The 16,752-nt window shown below is 37.4% G+C and carries 18 protein-coding genes; 9 read left to right on the top strand and 9 right to left on the bottom strand.

The features are described 5' to 3' along the window. Positions 1 to 3,204: cadherin-like domain-containing protein (locus VKJ25_RS00945; protein WP_324234755.1), on the bottom strand; the 3,204-nt coding region annotated here is incomplete at its 3' end. Positions 3,205 to 4,130: 926 nt separating this feature from the next. On the opposite strand from VKJ25_RS00945, the gene VKJ25_RS00940 reads away from it, so the two are divergent. From VKJ25_RS00940 to VKJ25_RS00930, 3 genes are read left to right on the top strand one after another with little or no spacing between them, the layout of a single operon-like run. Next, the gene (locus tag VKJ25_RS00940; protein WP_324234754.1) at positions 4,131 to 4,709 is read left to right on the top strand and encodes an Rpn family recombination-promoting nuclease/putative transposase; all 579 of its coding nucleotides are present in this window, start codon (positions 4,131 to 4,133) and stop codon (positions 4,707 to 4,709) included. Next, positions 4,693 to 4,893, top strand: a complete 201-nt coding sequence (locus VKJ25_RS00935; protein WP_324234753.1) for a hypothetical protein — start codon at positions 4,693 to 4,695, stop codon at positions 4,891 to 4,893. Before VKJ25_RS00940 ends, VKJ25_RS00935 begins: the two co-directional genes overlap by 17 nt. 15 nt (positions 4,894 to 4,908) lie before the next feature. Continuing rightward, positions 4,909 to 5,118 carry a hypothetical protein gene (locus VKJ25_RS00930; RefSeq protein WP_324234752.1) on the top strand — a complete coding sequence of 70 codons (210 nt, stop codon included), beginning with the start codon at positions 4,909 to 4,911 and terminating at the stop codon, positions 5,116 to 5,118. Between the two features lie 30 nt (positions 5,119 to 5,148). On the opposite strand, the gene VKJ25_RS00925 is transcribed toward VKJ25_RS00930, so the two are convergent. Then, positions 5,149 to 5,295, bottom strand: a complete 147-nt coding sequence (locus VKJ25_RS00925) for a hypothetical protein (protein ID WP_324234751.1) — start codon at positions 5,293 to 5,295, stop codon at positions 5,149 to 5,151. A gap of 383 nt (positions 5,296 to 5,678) precedes the next feature. On the opposite strand from VKJ25_RS00925, the gene VKJ25_RS00920 reads away from it, so the two are divergent. From VKJ25_RS00920 to VKJ25_RS00910, 3 genes are all read left to right on the top strand, one after another. Beyond that, positions 5,679 to 6,500, top strand: a complete 822-nt coding sequence (locus VKJ25_RS00920; RefSeq protein WP_324234750.1) for an Rpn family recombination-promoting nuclease/putative transposase — start codon at positions 5,679 to 5,681, stop codon at positions 6,498 to 6,500. 265 nt (positions 6,501 to 6,765) lie between these two features. Continuing rightward, entirely contained in the window at positions 6,766 to 7,176 is a 411-nt protein-coding gene (locus VKJ25_RS00915; protein WP_324234749.1) for a hypothetical protein, read from the top strand. Continuing rightward, positions 7,176 to 7,475: a hypothetical protein gene (locus VKJ25_RS00910; protein ID WP_324234748.1), complete on the top strand. Its 300-nt coding sequence runs from the start codon at positions 7,176 to 7,178 to the stop codon at positions 7,473 to 7,475. The genes VKJ25_RS00915 and VKJ25_RS00910 overlap by 1 nt, the downstream gene beginning before the upstream one ends. 134 nt (positions 7,476 to 7,609) lie before the next feature. Here VKJ25_RS00910 and VKJ25_RS00905 read toward each other — a convergent pair whose 3' ends face one another. The 4 genes from VKJ25_RS00905 to VKJ25_RS00890 form a co-directional block, all read right to left on the bottom strand. Further along, positions 7,610 to 7,867: a type II toxin-antitoxin system RelE family toxin gene (locus tag VKJ25_RS00905; RefSeq protein ID WP_324234747.1), complete on the bottom strand. Its 258-nt coding sequence runs from the start codon at positions 7,865 to 7,867 to the stop codon at positions 7,610 to 7,612. Further along, entirely contained in the window at positions 7,860 to 8,036 is a 177-nt protein-coding gene (locus tag VKJ25_RS00900; protein ID WP_324234746.1) for a hypothetical protein, read from the bottom strand. The genes VKJ25_RS00905 and VKJ25_RS00900 overlap by 8 nt, the downstream gene beginning before the upstream one ends. Before the next feature lie 401 nt (positions 8,037 to 8,437). Continuing rightward, the gene (locus tag VKJ25_RS00895; protein WP_324234745.1) at positions 8,438 to 8,914 is read right to left on the bottom strand and encodes a Ser-Thr-rich GPI-anchored membrane family protein; all 477 of its coding nucleotides are present in this window, start codon (positions 8,912 to 8,914) and stop codon (positions 8,438 to 8,440) included. 353 nt (positions 8,915 to 9,267) lie between these two features. Next, on the bottom strand, positions 9,268 to 10,176 hold the full coding sequence (locus tag VKJ25_RS00890) for a Uma2 family endonuclease (RefSeq protein ID WP_324234744.1): 909 nt from the start codon (positions 10,174 to 10,176) through the stop codon (positions 9,268 to 9,270). Between the two features lie 339 nt (positions 10,177 to 10,515). On the opposite strand from VKJ25_RS00890, the gene VKJ25_RS00885 reads away from it, so the two are divergent. Both VKJ25_RS00885 and VKJ25_RS00880 read left to right on the top strand, forming a co-directional pair. Then, a complete protein-coding gene (locus tag VKJ25_RS00885) occupies positions 10,516 to 10,746 on the top strand; it encodes a DUF433 domain-containing protein (protein WP_324234743.1) in 231 nt (76 codons plus the stop codon). A gap of 5 nt (positions 10,747 to 10,751) precedes the next feature. Further along, the gene (locus VKJ25_RS00880; protein WP_324234742.1) at positions 10,752 to 11,114 is read left to right on the top strand and encodes a DUF5615 family PIN-like protein; all 363 of its coding nucleotides are present in this window, start codon (positions 10,752 to 10,754) and stop codon (positions 11,112 to 11,114) included. 197 nt (positions 11,115 to 11,311) lie between these two features. On the opposite strand, the gene pcrA is transcribed toward VKJ25_RS00880, so the two are convergent. Further along, a complete protein-coding gene (pcrA, locus tag VKJ25_RS00875; RefSeq protein WP_324234741.1) occupies positions 11,312 to 13,657 on the bottom strand; it encodes a DNA helicase PcrA in 2,346 nt (781 codons plus the stop codon). 801 nt (positions 13,658 to 14,458) lie between these two features. Here pcrA and VKJ25_RS00870 point away from each other — a divergent pair. Next, on the top strand, positions 14,459 to 15,301 hold the full coding sequence (locus tag VKJ25_RS00870; RefSeq protein ID WP_324234740.1) for an alpha/beta fold hydrolase: 843 nt from the start codon (positions 14,459 to 14,461) through the stop codon (positions 15,299 to 15,301). Between the two features lie 237 nt (positions 15,302 to 15,538). On the opposite strand, the gene VKJ25_RS00865 is transcribed toward VKJ25_RS00870, so the two are convergent. Both VKJ25_RS00865 and VKJ25_RS00860 read right to left on the bottom strand, forming a co-directional pair. After that, a complete protein-coding gene (locus VKJ25_RS00865) occupies positions 15,539 to 15,922 on the bottom strand; it encodes an SET domain-containing protein-lysine N-methyltransferase (protein ID WP_324234739.1) in 384 nt (127 codons plus the stop codon). A gap of 336 nt (positions 15,923 to 16,258) precedes the next feature. Further along, positions 16,259 to 16,693, bottom strand: a complete 435-nt coding sequence (locus VKJ25_RS00860; RefSeq protein ID WP_324234756.1) for a L,D-transpeptidase — start codon at positions 16,691 to 16,693, stop codon at positions 16,259 to 16,261. Positions 16,694 to 16,752: the final 59 nt, after the last annotated feature.

Here is a 16,752-nt window from a genome sequence, read left to right as displayed (position 1 = left end):
GTCGATAATAGTCAGTGTATCTCCATCCGAGTCAGTATCATTTGCCAATAACTCAGACTTATCAATATTTATGGCTGTATCTTCATTAGTTGTAACTGTATCATCAACTCCTACAGGAGCAGTATTGCTAGATTCAACATTAATATTCAATAACCCACTGGTAGTACCCCCATCTCGATCGCTGACAACATAACTAAACGTATCTGTACCAACTATCTCTCCTTCGTAAGTTAGATTTCCTTGGTTAATATCTTTTTGAGTAAAAGTATCTGCTATTTGGAGAGTAACATTATCTAGTTGAATTTTACCACTGGTTGGCCGTTCAGTAATCTCATAAATTAGGGTTCCTGCATTTGCATCAGTATCAGGGTCTGCTGCTAGTAGGTTTTCGTTAGTAATTTCTACCTCAGTGTTTTCAATAACAGTTAATTCGGTAGTATTCACATTTGGTGGTTCATTAACTCGAATATTGAATGTACCTTTGGTTTCTCCTCCTACTTGATCCGATACACTAAAAGTAAAAGAATCATTCTTAGTATTGTTTTTAGTATGTTCATAAGTCAGGAAACCTTCATCTATATCATCCTGGGTAAAACTGATAAAATCTCCTCCATTAAGTAGTAAGTTACCACGAGTGGGCAATTCTGTCACTGTATAGATTAAGGTAGTTTCATCGTTATCAGTTGTTTCTAGGAGAGTATTATCTATTGTTTCTGTTTGGTTTTTATTTACTACTAACTCAGCATTTGTTTCCAATACAGGAAGATCGTTGATGGTAATATCAATTACAGCAGTGTTAGTTTGCGCATCTCCTTCCCCTGTATTTCCTTGGTCATTGACAGTGATACTAATTAAATCAGTATCAGTACCAGAGTCATTGGTGGTATAAGTGAAGGTATTCAGAGATTGGTTAATATCTTCTAAATTTCCTGTAAATACTATTCGACTGTCTGCTTTGCCATCACCAGTGGTAAAGGTCAGACCAGAAGTAGAGTTAAGGGTTAATTTGCTCCCCAGAATTTCGGAGTTAGTAGTTTCTAGGATAACTTTGATTTCTCCGTCTCCCACATCAGGGTCTGTAACTTCAATACCAACAATTTCTAAGGTTTCCCCTTCGTTAATCTGTTGTTGGTTGTCAGGAACTGTAATTTCTGGGGGATCGTTAGCATTGATTAAACTGATAGTAAATGACTTGGTAAAACTTGCACTTGCGTTGTCAAAAGTTCTAACTTCAATTTCAAAGTTTCGTTTGTCCTCTTCCTCAAAGTTCAGGTTTGCTCCTTCTACTACAACTAGCTGATTTCCATTGATAGCAAAACGCCCCTCCGCATCATTAATTATTTTGTATTCATGGGTATTATTTGTATCAGCATCTACTGTGGTGAATGTTCCAATAACTGTACCTGCTTCACTATTTTCTAGCACACTGTTGTTATCTAACTGAATGTCAGTAGGAACTTCATTCAGAGATGGTGGTGTCACCTGATTTTCATCGGGAGGTGTTGGTGATGGGGTAGGAACTGGTGTTGGTGATGGGGTAGGAACTGGTGTTGGAGTTGGAGTTGGTGTTGGAGTTGGAGTTGGTGTTGGTGATGGTGTTGGTGTTGTACCCGTATCTGTACCTGTGTCCGTACCCGTATCTGTACCCGTATCCGTACCCGTATCTGTACCCGTATCCGTACCCGTATCTGTACCCGTATCTGTACCCGTATCTGTACCCGTATCCGTACCCGTATCTGTACCTGTATCCGTACCTGTATCCGTACCTGTTCCTCCTGGGTTGGGGAGGAAATTATTAGCATTAACAGTCGTACTATTAACTCCAATTAAAATAGCCAAAGTCTGACCATTTGTATTGCGAATAATAGTATTACCATCCTCATCAGATATTTCTAAATCTGCAAACGTTAGACCACCTTCCAAACTAATCAAATCTTCTGCCAGACTAAAGTCAGTAATAGTATATAAATTAGAATTATCAAGTTCCTCAAAATCTACAATCACAAAAGTATCATCACCTGCACCCCCAGTCAAAGTATCATCACCTCGACCACCTATCAAAAGATCATCACCCAGACCTCCATCAAGAGAATCATTGCCTCGATCCCCTGAAAGGCAATCATTACCTTCCCCACCATCAAGAGAATCATTACCTTCCCCACCAAAAATAGTATCACTACCTTCACCTCCTAATAACAGGTCATCATCTGTATCTCCAGATAAAGAGTCATTTCCCGTACCACCATCAAGAGTATCATTACCTTCATCTCCTGAAAGAGAATCATTATCCTCATCTCCAGAAATACTATCACCATCTTCACCACCACTAATCAAATCCAAACCTACACCACCAGAAATTATATCAACGCCCGTTCGACCAAAAAGTGTATCATTCCCCGCATCACCAAATATAGTATCATCACCAATATCTCCTGAAATCGAGTCGTTATCTGCTCCTCCTTCAAGACTATCATTGTCTTTACCCCCGTAGATAGTGTCTCTACCATCTCCCCCTAAAACTGTATCTGCAGCGCGATCGCCAAATAATGTATCATCTCCGACATCACCTTCGACTGAATCAGAATCTCTACCACCCCGTAGACAATCATCTCCTGTACCACCACTAATAGTATCATTACCCCGGTTGCCGTTAATTTGGTCGTTACCATCTTGGCCAAGTAGAGAATCATTTTCGTCTAGGCCAAATACAGTATCATTTCCACTAAGTCCAGAAAATGTATCGCTGAAAACACTACCAACTGCTCGGTCATTTCCATCCGTACCAGTCGCCTCTCCTTCAAATAGAGTTCCTCCTCCTGGTGCTGTGGGTTCTGGTGTGGGTTCTGGTGTGGGTTCTGGTGTGGGTTCTGGTGTGGGTTCTGGTGTGGGTTCTGGTGTGGGTTCTGGTGTGGGAGTTGGAGTTGGTTCTGGAGCTATTACGATAAAGTCTCCATTATCATCAAAGTAACCAATCACACCATCTATTTCAACTATCTCTCTACCATCTTGTGTTGTGGGTGCTGGTGTTGTAGTTGGTTCTGGTGTTGGTTCTGGTGTTGGTTCTGGTGTTGGTTCTGGTGTTGGTTCTGGTATTGCTTGTAATGGTATAAATACACCATCGTCATCAAGGAAACCTTGGATAACAAAACCATTGATTATTCTTGTAACCACCTCAACATTTATAGGTGTTCCTGCTGAACTCATTTTTTTACCTCCTTTAAATTAATGTATATGATCATATTTTTGACCATAAAATTATTATTTTACAGGTCATTGATAATTTTTATAATTCTAAAACTGCTAGAGTTTATCCTAATCCTCAATGAGTTGTCAAAAAATTGCAGGGTTTTAGTTGAGAAACCAAAGCGGAAATTAGTTCTGGAGACTAAACCCATACAATAAAATGTCACAATTTGATTTAGAACTTCTATATATAAAATTTGGTAGTGATGTACCAATAGTAATATTTAGAAAAAAGGTCAGCTAGGATTCTCAGAGTTATTCTTTTGAAACCTAGAATTTAACTAACGGTTTTTCTATTCCCTACTTCCTCCCTTGAGTCTAAATCATTATATCTATAAGACCACCTAAAATTTGATTAAACAGGTTTGACATAACTTATATCATACCCACATTCTGTATTTCAAATAGCAACACAAAAAAGTAGCATAAAAAGCAGTAATTTAGTAAGCATTTATACTTTATGAATTATTTTTATTTAACTCAGGACTTACCCAAATTCTACGAACTCTTAGAATAAGGACTTAAAGCTTCAGAGTTAGGAAATCAGGCGATCGCGTAGCATTGCGGTAGCAACATCGCTTTGATAATGGATAATCAGAGACAGTCTTCATTGGTTGGAACTAACTATCGCTCTTGTCTTCCATAAAAAAAGCGTTGCTCATCAAACTCGGTTGGTTTGGGAGGAACGATAATGCTCCTCCCATAGCGTTGCAGTAGCAACATCCCTGGGATAATTGATAATTAAAGACAGTCTCATTAAGTTTTAGATAAGATTAAGCAAATCCTAAAAGTGGGATCAACAGCTATTCACCATGATATAATTATCAACATGACAACAAAATTTTTCAATAAAAACAGATAGTATATTTTATCGACTCTTTTTGGAGATGCCCGGCATTTACTTTGAACTCTTAGGTGAATCTCCCACTCAGGCAAGTTCTTACAGGTTTCGCTCGGTCGAAATCAAACAAACAGGTTTTCGTTTGGATGGTGTATTAGTTCCTAATACTCAGTCTGCTGATACTCCTATCCATTTCGGTGAAGTGCAAATGCAAAAGGATGAAGACTTTTACCGTCGATTTTTTGGCGAGATATTTCTGTATCTCCGTCAATATAAGGAAGCCAAATATTGGCATGGGTTAGTGGTATTTGCTAACCGCGATATTGAGCCAGAAGATACTCAACCGTATAAAGTTCTATTAGATAGCAGTCAGGTTACGGTAGTTTACTTGGAAGACTTGGGAGAAGATGCTTACGATAACTTGGGTTTGGGTATAGTCAAGTTAATAGTAGAAGATGAGGCAAAGGCAGTACAACAGGCGAAAAAGCTAGCTGCCAAAGCAACGACAGAACTAGCACAAAAGACTGAAAAGGAAAAAGTGCTAGAATTAGTCAAAACAATTATTTTGTACAAATTTAAAAATTTATCGCGACTAGGAGGTAGTAGAAATGTTAGGGATGGATGATTTTAAACAATCTCGACTTTATCTAGGTATTAAGCAGGAGGGTATAGAAGAGGGGACATTATTAACTAAGTTGCAAGTAGTTCCTCTGTTGCTAGAAGCAAGGTTTACTATTGAAGAAATAGCACAACGGTTAGATTTAACTGTGGAACAAGTCCAACAAGCTGCTCAAAGTCAGTCTAATTAATAGGAGGTAATAAAAATGTATAGCATGGAGGAATTTAAAAAATCTCGACTTTATAAAGGAATGCAGCGGATGGCCAAAGAAGAGGGCAGACAAGAAGGTATAAAAGAGGCAAAACTACTAGCAGTTCCTATGTTTTTAGAACTGGGGTTGACTGTTGAAGAGATAGCACAACGGTTGGATTTAACTGTGGAGCAAGTTCAAAAAGCCGCTCAAAATAATGAATAATTAGAGACAGTTTTCATTGCTTGGAATTAACTATCGCTCTTTTCCTCTATAAAAAAAGCGTCGCTCTTCAAGCTCGGTTGCTTTGGGAGGAGCGATCGCTTTGTGTTGCGGTAGCAATATCGCTTTGATAATGGATAATGGATAATTACAGCGCTTTTCACTTTTGATGAACCACATCGCCATAACCAAAATATGGTAGGGACGTTAGCATTTTTGTTATGCAACCTCCCTACAGTGATTTTATGAAATGAAAACTGCTGTAAAGACAGTTTTCGTTCCTTGGAATTAACTATTGCTCCTTTCCTCTATAAAAAAAGCGTCGCTCCTCAAACTTGGTTGGTTTGGGAAGAGCGATCGCTTTGTGTTGCGGTAGCAATATCGCTTTGATAATTGATAGTTGACAATAGAAGAAATTATTGAATATCCACTTTTGACCTGAGAAAATGTACGGGCAGCGATCGCGTAACTTGAAAATCAAAAGTAATCTAAACAAATCCTAAAACTGTTATCAAGAGCTATGCACCATGATATAATTATCCCTATGACAACAAAATTTTTCAATGAAAACAGATAGTATATTTTATCGACTCTTTTTGGAGATGCCCGGCATTTACTTTCAACTCTTAGGTGAATCTCCGACTCTGGCAAGTTCTTACAGGTTTCGCTCAGTCGAAATCAAACAAACAGGTTTTCGTTTGGATGGTGTATTAGTTCCGAATACTCAGTCTCCTGATACTCCTATCCATTTTGGTGAAGTGCAGATGCAAAAAGATGAAGCATTTTACCGTCGATTTTTTGGCGAGATATTTCTGTATCTCCGTCAATATGAGGAAGCCAAATATTGGCAAGGGTTAGTGGTATTTGCTAACCGCGATATTGAGCCAGAAGATACTCAACCGTATAAAGTTCTATTAGATAGCAGTCAGGTTACGGTAGTTTATCTCGAAGACTTGGGAGAAGATGCTTACGATAACTTGGGTTTAGGTATAGTCAAGTTAATAGTAGAAGATGAGGAGTTGGCAGTACAACAGGCCAAAAAGTTAGCTGCCAAAGCAACGACAGAACTAGCACAACAGACTGAAAAGGAAAAAGTGCTAGAATTAGTCAAAACAATTATTTTGTACAAATTTAAAAATTTATCACCAGAGGAGGTAGTAGAAATGCTAGGCATGGATGATTTTAAAAAATCTCGACTTTATCTAGGAATTAAGCAGGAGGGTATAGAAGAAGGTAGAGAAAAAGGTATAGAAGAGGGGACATTATTAACTAAGTTGCAATTAGTTCCTATGTTTTTAGAACTGGGGTTGAGTGTTGAAGAAATAGCACAACGGTTGGATTTAACTGTGGAACAAGTCCAACAAGCTGCTCAAAATAATGAATAATTAATCATTAATAATGAATAATTAGAGACAGTTTTGATTAGTTGGAATTAACTATCGCTCCTTTCCTCCATAAAAAAAAGCGTCGCTCCTCAAACTCGGTTGCTTTGGGAGGAGCGACAATGCTCCGTATCGCTTGCGCGTTCGCGCAGCATTGCGGTGGCAATATCGCTTTTTTGGTTGATCCTTATTCCCAAAGTTGATAAAAAGAGGGATATTTCTTCATAATGAAAGTATCAAATATAGTAATGTAGTTAAACTCAAACCAGTGACAGATGAAACTAGACAAGAAATAGCCAGGCTTCTGGCAAAAGAACTGGCAGCAAGGACGGTAGTTCCCCAAGCGAGACCAGGAAAAGGTTTCAAGAGATTTAGTGAGTTTAAAAGAGTTATGGGTAAGGCAGGCCCAGGATTTGCCTGGCATCATATCGTTGGACAAACTACTTCAAATTTACGGACTTTTGGTGCAGAAGCGATTCATAATACAGGTAATTTAGTTCGCTTAGAACATGGTTCAGGATCTATTCATCAAGAAATCACCAACTTTTATAATTCTATTCAACCAGAGTTAACTGGTTGGGAAAAGATGACGGTGAGAGAATGGATAGGTAAACAATCTTTTGCAGAACAACAAGACTTTGGTGTTAGAGTAGTTAGAGCTTTTGGAGGTATAATTTAATGTTGACTTTAGATGTAGAAACAATTTTAAATTCGATTCCTGGTGAGGTTGCTTGGGAAAATGTGGTGCAGTTGGATAAACTTGATGAACGAGTTGCTATAGCTAATGATTTTTTTCCTAATATTATTGGTGTTAATGATGATTCTATTGAGTGGTGTCCGAACGAGGAACCGCCTAGTTATTTAGAAAAGTTGGTTTGGTGGTGGGTGGTTCGTCCAGATATGGGGGCAGCCATTGCTCTGGAAGCTCCACTGGAACTAAAAAGGATTATTGGTAATTATATTTTGGTAAGTTCTTGAGAGCGATCGCTTTGATGATTGATAATTAGAGACAGTTTTCATTGCTAGGAATGAAATATCGCTCTTTCCCTCCATAAAAAAAAGCGTCGCTCCTCAAACTCGGTTGTTTTGGGAGGAGCGATGCGCTGATGCTCTTATTTATAAGCATCTCCTCGCGGACTAATAACTGTGATAATATAAGTTAAGTTATCCCTGTCTTCTATAAAAAGCACTCCATATTTACCAACTCGCAATCGCCATTCGGGACGACCTTTGAGGGGCTTAATATCTACCATTGTTCGGTCGGCTTTGAGCAACTTTAAACCTCGAATAATCCGTTCTTGATCTGGTAAGGGCAATCGTTTTAGGTAATTTTCCGCTGCTTTTAGTATGATTAGATTCCACTCAGTCAAGTTCCCTCCCTAATAATTCTAATTCTAATTCTGAGAGAGATTTGCCGCGATCGCGACCTGCTTGATAATCTTGCCATGCTGCTTCACTGGCAGATATTTCTAGGGAAGAAATAAGTTCTGCTTCTCCCTCAACTTCTATAAAATCCTCAAAAAAAGCGTCGCTCCTCAAACTTGGTTGGTTTGGGAGGAGCGATCGCTTTCTGTCAGCTTTCCTTTAGTTTGAAAACTTCGCCTCTATTTGGCTAACTGTTAGGAGGTTAACGGCAAAAATCAATATTTGTACACCACTACAAAACACTAAAATAGTCGGTAAAGGTGCTAACGCCATCGTCGAGAGTGGTTAACTTTATCCTGTAGTCATCCCCCTGGGCAAGCAATAATCCAAATCGGTCTTTAATTGTCACTTCGTACCTCCCGTCTTCAGCATTCACCCAGGCTATTTTATGGAGGTCTGAAATACTACCACCTGCAGAAGTGTAAAGAACCAGGGAAGAATTATAACCACCATTGTAAGCATATTCGGAGGGCGAGTCTCCCTTATAAAGTTCTAGTTGTATTAGTCCACTAATATTAGTTAGTATCCCAGGTGATTTCGTATGTTTCTCCTCGTGTTACACCCCCGCCTACATTGAAGGAAGTAACATTAATATAATCTTCAGCAGCCTCAACACTAAATTTGCTGTTACTGAAGTCGTAAACAGTGTCGTCACTAATACTGGTTATCTTGAACTCGTATTCATCACCAGCAACGAAATCTTCTGGTACTGTCCAAGTATAGCTGCCATCCTCAGCCAGACCACCACCAATTAAACTCTCATCATAGTCGTCAAGTCCCAACTCGTCAGCTATCTCTTGAGCATCGGCTGCCTTATGGAAGGCATCAAGAATATTGTAATCAAGGAAATTATAAAGTGAGTCTTCTTCGTACAAGTCTATCCGAACATTTCCAGTGATGTTAGTATCCCAGGTAATCTCGTATGTTTTTCCTGGTTCTAATGTTTCTCCATTGTTGATAGAAGTCAGTTCTATGTATTCTAAAGGTCTCATTTTGTCTATTTATCCCAGCTAATATTTCGTCAAACCCTGACCCAAATTTGCCGGATTCTTGCTGCAAGAAATTGTCCACGATCCTCCCCTAGGAAAACTTTGTGATGACTAGTCAATTTTTCAGCCTCATACCATAGCATAAACAAATAATTTTGTTATCAAATTTCGACAAAATTCAGCAAAAAGTATTAGACATTACGCAAACCAGTCAAGAAACCGGGTTTATTCCTATCATATTTTTGTTCAAACGAGCAGATTTCGTCCATAAACCCGGTTTCTGCTTTGTAGGGGTTAACGGCCGTCAACCCCTACAAGTATTCTATATTTTTATATTTTACGCAATACCCAATCTACTACTGTAAAATTTCCTGAACTTCCTCGACACTCAAATTGATAGTTTCGGAAACTTGTTCAACAGTTAACCCTATTGCCAAGAGTTGAGAAATAGCCTTCTTTTGGACAAGCAACGCTTTTTCAAGTTCAGATTCAGCACGTTCAGCTCTAGCTTTTTCTATTTCAGCACGTTCGTTTCCGATTAACAGCAGATTACCTTCTGCATCCCACCAACGCAACCACAACATCTTTTGATTTTCATAATTTCCTTTCCACAGTCCTAACTCTACTCCTAAACTCTCAATCGGATAATGATTCCTTTCATTTGGTGACATCTGCTGATAACGCCCATTTATCAACTGATAAACCTCTAGACGGCCACTGATAATTTCATAAATACCGTAATATTTAATTCCAATTATCTGTTCGTATACCCAAAATTTTCCTGGTTTAATTTTCTTGCCTTCAGATGTTTGGGATAGAGGTGTTTTATCTCTTTCTTCCGAGCCATCCCCTGATGCCAGTTCTAATGCAATCAATGGTGGCACTTTTTCTCTGAGGAGAACGTAAGAGCGACGATATTCACCATCCAGTAAGGGAGGGACATTGGGAACATAAAACCAATCTGGTGAGACTGCACCTTGTTCGGGAGGCTCGGTTTTGCGCCAATAGATGCCACAGTCTTGTCCGATAGCATATTCTCCATCAGGATGAATGCGCTGCAAAACTGGAGTAATGGAATCTGTAAGAATAATGCTTTGGGGATGCTCTTGGAAGTTTTTCACAAATGTACCGTCTGACTCTGGTAGTTGGGTATGGTCAGGAAAATCAATTTCATTATTGGTTTCGGTTGTGCCGTTTGAGTTTGGCAGTTGGATATTGTCAGGAAAAGAACGTAGTAGTTCTGTGGAAATTTTGGTTTCTGTCATCACTAACCTATCCTTATTTTATATTTTGTTTGATTGTAGCAGAAAAGTTGTTAAAACTTACCAATGAATAATTATAGATAGTTTTCATTATTAATTATTAATTATTATTTAACCTATCCTTATTTTATATGTTGTTTGATTGTAGCAAAAGTTTGGTTTTTTTGTAGGCATTATTTGAAAAATTTGATGTAAAACTTATACCTTTTGAAAAGGTAATAATTAATTATTAATTGTTAATTATTGAAGCGCCTAAATAAATACAATAAAAAGTGTTATAATTAGCCAAAACAATTATAATGAAAGTATCAAATATTGATAATTAGAGAGAGCTAAATAAAAATGAATAACTGGCAAAACCAGATTAGTTTTAATCCCAAAGTTTGTCACGGGAAACCGTGTATTAAAGGCACCAGGGTTATGGTTTCGGTCATTCTAGATAACCTGGCAGAGGGGTTAACAATACAAGAAATTGTTGCAGAATATCCACCTTTGACTTTAGAAAATGTACTAGCAGCGATCGCTTATGCTGCAGTACTGGTCAGAGAAGAAGAGCTATTACCATTACGATAAAAATTATGTTGATAAAATTAGATGAAAATCTCAGTATTACTCATGCTAAATTTCTCAGGAATGAGAGGTATGATTGCGATCGGGTTACTGATGAAGGATTATCTGGTGAGGATGATGAGGTGGTATGGCAGCAAGTTTGTGCTGAAGGACGCTTTTTTATTACTCTCGATCTTGATTTTTCTGATGTCCGCCGTTTTCCACCAGGAACTCACCCTGGTATTTTACTTTTGCGTCCAGGTAGTGGAAGTAACCAAGCTGTGCTTGATATTTTGAGGCGAGTTGTACAGGAATATCCACTTGCCACTTTGCAGGGTTGTTTGGTGGTTGCGGATAAAACCCAAACCCGTATTCGGCGTCCCTCTGTTTAAAGTTAATAGATGTTTAATAGGGAGTTCGCCCAGCGTTGCGGTAGCAATATCGCTTTCACAATGGATAATAAATAATTAGAGAAATTTTTGATTATCCATAGGACTTACGCACATGAAACCAGAAACCCGGTTTGTTCGAGAAACCGGGTTTCTTTGCGTAGTTTCTTTCTCTAACTCTCCCTCCATTATGATCAATTTTAATTCAATTTTTCCATCGGTGCAGTTTTCGGATCGATAATTTTTTTACTCTTACCAAATTTGATACCTAAACTTACTTTCCTCCCCTCACCAAAAACATTGGTTACTAACCCCACACCAAAATTGTCGTGCATCACTTTCTCCCCTACTTGCCAATTTTCTGTTTGATTATTTACTGCTTTTTTCAACACAGTATTGTCAGTATTTTTACTCTTACGTTTTGACCTATAAATTACCTTTTTCAGAGCATTAGTATTAACTAAACCTTCTGGTAATTCACCTAAAAATTGTGATGGAGCTGTGGCTTCTCGACTTCCCCAAAGTTGTCGTCTTTCGGTGGCATAAGAAATAAATAATTGTTCTTCGGCTCTGGTAATTCCTACATAACAAAGTCGTCTTTCTTCTTCTAAAGATAAAGGGTCATCTATACTTCTAAAATGAGGTAATAAACCTTGTTCTAAACCTACCATAAATACTACTGGAAATTCTAAACCTTTAGCAGAATGTAAGGTCATTAACGATACAGCTTGTTGCCCATCTTGCAGGTTATCTAAATCAGAAGCTAAGGAAGCATTTGCTAAAAAACTTCCTAAAGTTGTATCCTCATTATCTTCTTGAAATTGAGCTACAGCACTAAGTAATTCTCCTAAATTTGCCAGTCGATTATCTGCATCTTCTGTACCTTGTTGTTTCAAAGATTCAATATAACCAGAATCCTGCAAAATTCCTTCCACAATTTCCATAGCTGTCAAATTTTCTACCTCATTTTGCCAATGTTGAATTATCTCAGCAAATTTATTTACAGCTTTTGAAGAACGACCTGCTAAAGCATTAACTGAAGTTTTCTCATTAATTATTTCCCAAAAAGGTATTCCCATCTCTACACTAGCAGTCATTAAAGAATCAATTGTGGTTTTCCCAATCCCTCTTCTGGGAGTATTAATAATTCTCAGCAAACTAACAGTATCAGCCGGATTAGCAATTACTCGTAAATAAGCTAAAGCATCCTTAATTTCTTTCCGGTCATAAAATCTTAAACCGCCAATTATCACATATTTAATATTAGCATGAATCAAGGCTTCTTCCAAAGGACGCGACTGAGAATTAGTCCGATAAAGCACAGCAAAACTACCTAAATCTAATTCTGGATATTGGTCAGTAATTTCAATAATTTTACTACAAACAAATTCTGCTTCTTCTAACTCACTATCTGCCTCATAACAATAAATTTCTTCTCCTATACCCCTAGTTGGTTTGAGAATTTTATCAATACGTTGAGTATTATTTTCAATCAATTTATTCGCCACTTCTAAAATGTTTTCCCTGGACCGATAATTTTCCTCCAACTTAATCATAGTTCGAGTATCTTCATCAGGCAAACCATCGCCAAAATCATTCTGAAATTCCAACAAAATTGTATAATCTGCCATCCGAAAAGAATAAATAGATTGGTCTACATCTCCCACCACAAAAATAGAACGATTTTCCCATTTTTTAAAATATTTAGGCTCTTCACCATTAGTTACTAAAAGTCGAATAAAATTATACTGAGTCCGATTTGTATCTTGATATTCATCCACTAAAATATGATTAAAATGTTGATGCCAATAAGCTAATACTTGTTCATTTTGGCGAAATAATTCTACAGGTATTCTAATTAAATCATCAAAATCAAGAGCATTATTTCTAGCTAAATTATCTTGATAAATTTCATAAACTTCAGCAATTACTCTCCCCCGATAATCTGGTTCCGCTCTTTGATATTCTAAAGGCGACATTCCTTGATTTTTAGCATTACCAATAGCATATCTAACAGAACGTGGTTCAAATTTTTTATCACTCAAATTTAACTGTTTAGTAACAATTTGTTTAATTAAACTTTGAGCATCACTTTCATCAAAAATAGAAAAATTTTTATCCCAACGACGTTTTTTTTCATCCTGATATTTATTAATATCAAACCGCAAAATACGAGCGCAAAGACTATGAAAAGTTCCCATCCATAAATGTTTAGTTATGTTTTTATAGACTTGCGATCGCAACCTAGTTTGTTCCTCCGGTGTCAATGCCGAAAATGGTTTGCCATATTTTGCTTCCGCTTGTTGTTGAGCAAAAAGTTTCTCAATCCGATCTTTCATTTCCCGTGCAGCTTTATTGGTAAACGTTACTGCCAGAATATTTTCTGGATGGACGCGATGATTACGGATGAGATGAGCAACACGATAAGTCAACGCCCTAGTTTTACCGGAACCCGCACCCGCTACCACCAACATTGGTCCGCAGAAATGTTGTACCGCTTGACGTTGAGATAAATTTAGCTGAGTTAGAAAATCAGTAGTTTGCATAATTGGATAATATTATATTTGGTAACGTTAGTATTATAAAGGAAGGAAGAAGCAAGAAGGAAGAAAGAAAGAATGGTGGTCCATTGTTATTAACAGTGGGAGCAAAATGCTCCGGTACCAGATATTTCTTTTTAGTAATCCTTGATACTTAGGACTTACGCGCAAACGCTATTGGTAGGGTGCGTTTTGCCTTCCGCAAAGCTCCGCTTTATATGTCGGCTCAAGCGCCGAAACGCTAGGCGACATGTAAAGCGCACAACGCACCAAGACTCTATATATAGTGCCTCCCGTGTAAGTCCTGATAGTATTAGACATCTCCAGAAAAGAGGGAATAGGGAGTAGGGAGCTGGGAGTAGGCGGAAAGAATAGATGATTTATGTTAGATAATTGATTTAATTTTTTGTTTTTGGAGATGTCTAGTGATGTTTGAAATTCTAGATTATAAAGAGAAGGTAAATAAAAACAAGATATCTCTTCAGCTTTAGTTTTTTATATCATCAGGACTTACGCAAATGTACTATATATATATATAGTCAAAAAACTACCAGTGCCATAGTTTTAAGCACTATATTTAGGGTAGCTGCGTAAGTCATGATCATGTCTGGATAATTAGTGATCAAAAAAACTTTCTCCTTCTTCTCCTGTTATTCTTTCTTCCCTCCTGGCTCCTGACTCCTGTTTGCGGAGGATTCCGTAGGAACTCCTGACTCCGACCTAGTTATTTATTTATAGCTGTTCAATCAGACATCATATTAGTTTTGCTATACTCTACATGGTTGTACAAAGTAATACTTGAAAACTATGGAACTAATACCAAAAAAAATTGAAATTAGTACCCAAAATATCGCTTATTATGAAAGTTCAGGTAAGGGACAAACTATTTTCCTCGTTCATGGCAATTCTTCATCGGGACGCTCTTACCTACATCAGTTACAGACTCAACTGGGTGAGACATATCGCTTGATTGCGATGGACTTACCAGGTCATGGCATTTCGGATGTAGCTCCTAACCCAGAAGTAACTTACAATCTCCCTGGTTATGCTGATGCTGTTGTTGAAGTAGCTAAAGCTTTAGATGCTTCTAATGCAATTTTTGTAGGTTGGAGTCTAGGAGGACATATTCTTTTAGAAGCTAGTGATAGACTGACAGATGCACAAGGTATCGCAATTTTTGGTACGCCACCAATTAATAACTCTCCCGATCTAGAAAATGCTTTTTTGCCACATCCATCTTTGAGATTAGGTTTTACTTCGGAACTGAGTCAAGAGGATATGTTGGCGTATGTGACAACTTTCTTCAGGTCAAATATGGTAGAAATTCCTGAGCTTTTCTTAGAAGATATTGCTTTAACTGATGGCAGAGCGCGTGCTAATTTAGGTGCAAGTATTGCTTCTGGTGGTTATCAAGACGAGATTGAAATTATGGGTAATATGAAGGTTCCCCTCATGATTATTCATGGGGAACAAGAGCAGTTAGTAAATCCTGACTATATCACAAACTTGAAAATACCCACCCTTTGGCATGGAGAAATTCAATATATTGCTAATGCTGGGCACGCTCCACATTGGGAAACACCCGATAAATTTAATAGTTTATTGGTTGATTTTATTACCGATTTAACGATAGGTAATCGCCCTGACTAAACCCAGATAACAAGGTGCAGTTTATTAATTCTTTCCCTTTTTAATTATGGCTATAAATTTTGTACCTTGTTAACTGAAAGACTCCTAAAACGCGGAACTAATTTTAAAAAAAATTGTCCCTATATAGAGCTATAGTCTTAACAATATGGGAACCAATAAATTTGTTGTTCAAATTAGGCAATTCATTTGCTTTATCAAGAAGATTTATGGGTAAGTCCTGATGATATAATCCAACAATTAAACAAACTTCTGTGCATCAGCATACTCATCAATATTAGTATAAAATAGGGTTACTTCTTCACCTACTTTAATATCTGTCTGGGCAATCAAATGTGACCATAAACCTACTTCATTTTCAACCCACTCTACACCAGCATTAGGATTTTTGGCATGATTACAAAAAGAAGCTAAACCAAACACAAGATATCTGTTAATATTGTGATTTTTACTATACTCTAATGGAGATACAAAGTAATATTTAAAGATACCTGTTTCATCTTTAGTTTGGTCTGGTTCAAATGGAAAAACCTCTACAGGAGCAACTTCTAGTAATGTTCCTTGATGACTATCTTGTCTCGCAACAATTCCTCGTCCTTTGTTAGCAATTTTTTTTGACTTCAATCATTAATTATATCCAAAAAATTAATCTAATGTACAATATTTTAGTGTACTATATATTAGAGATTAAGACACTTTTTTAAGTTTATATTGTTAAATTCAAGGTATAAATAAAACTATGGATAAAAAAATATTATTAGTAGGTTGGGTTGAGGTACGAAACCCACCATTAGTTATTCTAGTACAGTGTGTTTTGCTGCGCAACATTCCGTCAGAAAAAAGCGCTTACTGCAAACTACCTGAGAGAAACCCGCTTTCTTAAAGAAAGCGGGTTTCTGGGTCTAGATGTAATTATTTAAAAAAACCGGGTTTCTAGGTCTAGATGTAATTATTCATTATTCATTGTTCTACTACAACGGTTGTACCAATTTCTACTTTTTCAAATAGAACTAATACATCTTGGTTCAACATTCTAACACAACCATGAGAAACTGCTTCACCTACAGTTTCTTCGTTTGGAGTTCCATGAAAACCAATGTAGTTTTTGCCATCGGTCCAAAAACCAATCCATCTTACCCCTAGAGGATTTTCTGGACCAGGAAGTACAACTTCTCCTGTAAAAGGATGTTTCCAAGTAGGGTTTGCTATTTTTTGGATAACTTTATGGGTTCCTGTGGGGGTTTCCCATCCTTCTCTGCCAATAGCTATTGGATAACTGGTTTTTAATTGGTTATTCTGATAGAGATAGACACGGCGATCGCTTAATTTTATGACTAAATAAGTTTTTTCATTAGGTTGAATATAAAGTTTATTTAGAGCTTTTTTTCTAATTATTGATTTAGGCTTTTTTTGTGGTTCAGACTCGATTAAATCTGTGGCATTTGTAGAAATTC

This window comes from Okeania sp. (assembly GCF_035285525.1).
GTDB lineage: Bacteria > Cyanobacteriota > Cyanobacteriia > Cyanobacteriales > Microcoleaceae > Trichodesmium.
Note: the sequence above shows the minus strand (reverse complement) of the source record. Positions and strands in the feature narration are given on the sequence as shown.

Coding starts and splice junctions, on each gene's coding strand:
- VKJ25_RS00940 (WP_324234754.1), top strand. CDS start 4,131: ATGCCCGGCATTTACTTTGAACTCTTAGGTGAATCTCCCACTCAGGCA.
- VKJ25_RS00895 (WP_324234745.1), bottom strand. CDS start 8,914: ATGAGACCTTTAGAATACATAGAACTGACTTCTATCAACAATGGAGAA.
- VKJ25_RS00925 (WP_324234751.1), bottom strand. CDS start 5,295: ATGTGGTTCATCAAAAGTGAAAAGCGCTGTAATTATCCATTATCCATT.
- VKJ25_RS00935 (WP_324234753.1), top strand. CDS start 4,693: ATGTTAGGGATGGATGATTTTAAACAATCTCGACTTTATCTAGGTATT.
- VKJ25_RS00870 (WP_324234740.1), top strand. CDS start 14,459: ATGGAACTAATACCAAAAAAAATTGAAATTAGTACCCAAAATATCGCT.
- VKJ25_RS00930 (WP_324234752.1), top strand. CDS start 4,909: ATGTATAGCATGGAGGAATTTAAAAAATCTCGACTTTATAAAGGAATG.
- VKJ25_RS00890 (WP_324234744.1), bottom strand. CDS start 10,176: ATGACAGAAACCAAAATTTCCACAGAACTACTACGTTCTTTTCCTGAC.
- VKJ25_RS00920 (WP_324234750.1), top strand. CDS start 5,679: ATGAAAACAGATAGTATATTTTATCGACTCTTTTTGGAGATGCCCGGC.
- VKJ25_RS00885 (WP_324234743.1), top strand. CDS start 10,516: ATGAATAACTGGCAAAACCAGATTAGTTTTAATCCCAAAGTTTGTCAC.
- VKJ25_RS00880 (WP_324234742.1), top strand. CDS start 10,752: ATGTTGATAAAATTAGATGAAAATCTCAGTATTACTCATGCTAAATTT.
- VKJ25_RS00910 (WP_324234748.1), top strand. CDS start 7,176: ATGTTGACTTTAGATGTAGAAACAATTTTAAATTCGATTCCTGGTGAG.
- pcrA (WP_324234741.1), bottom strand. CDS start 13,657: ATGCAAACTACTGATTTTCTAACTCAGCTAAATTTATCTCAACGTCAA.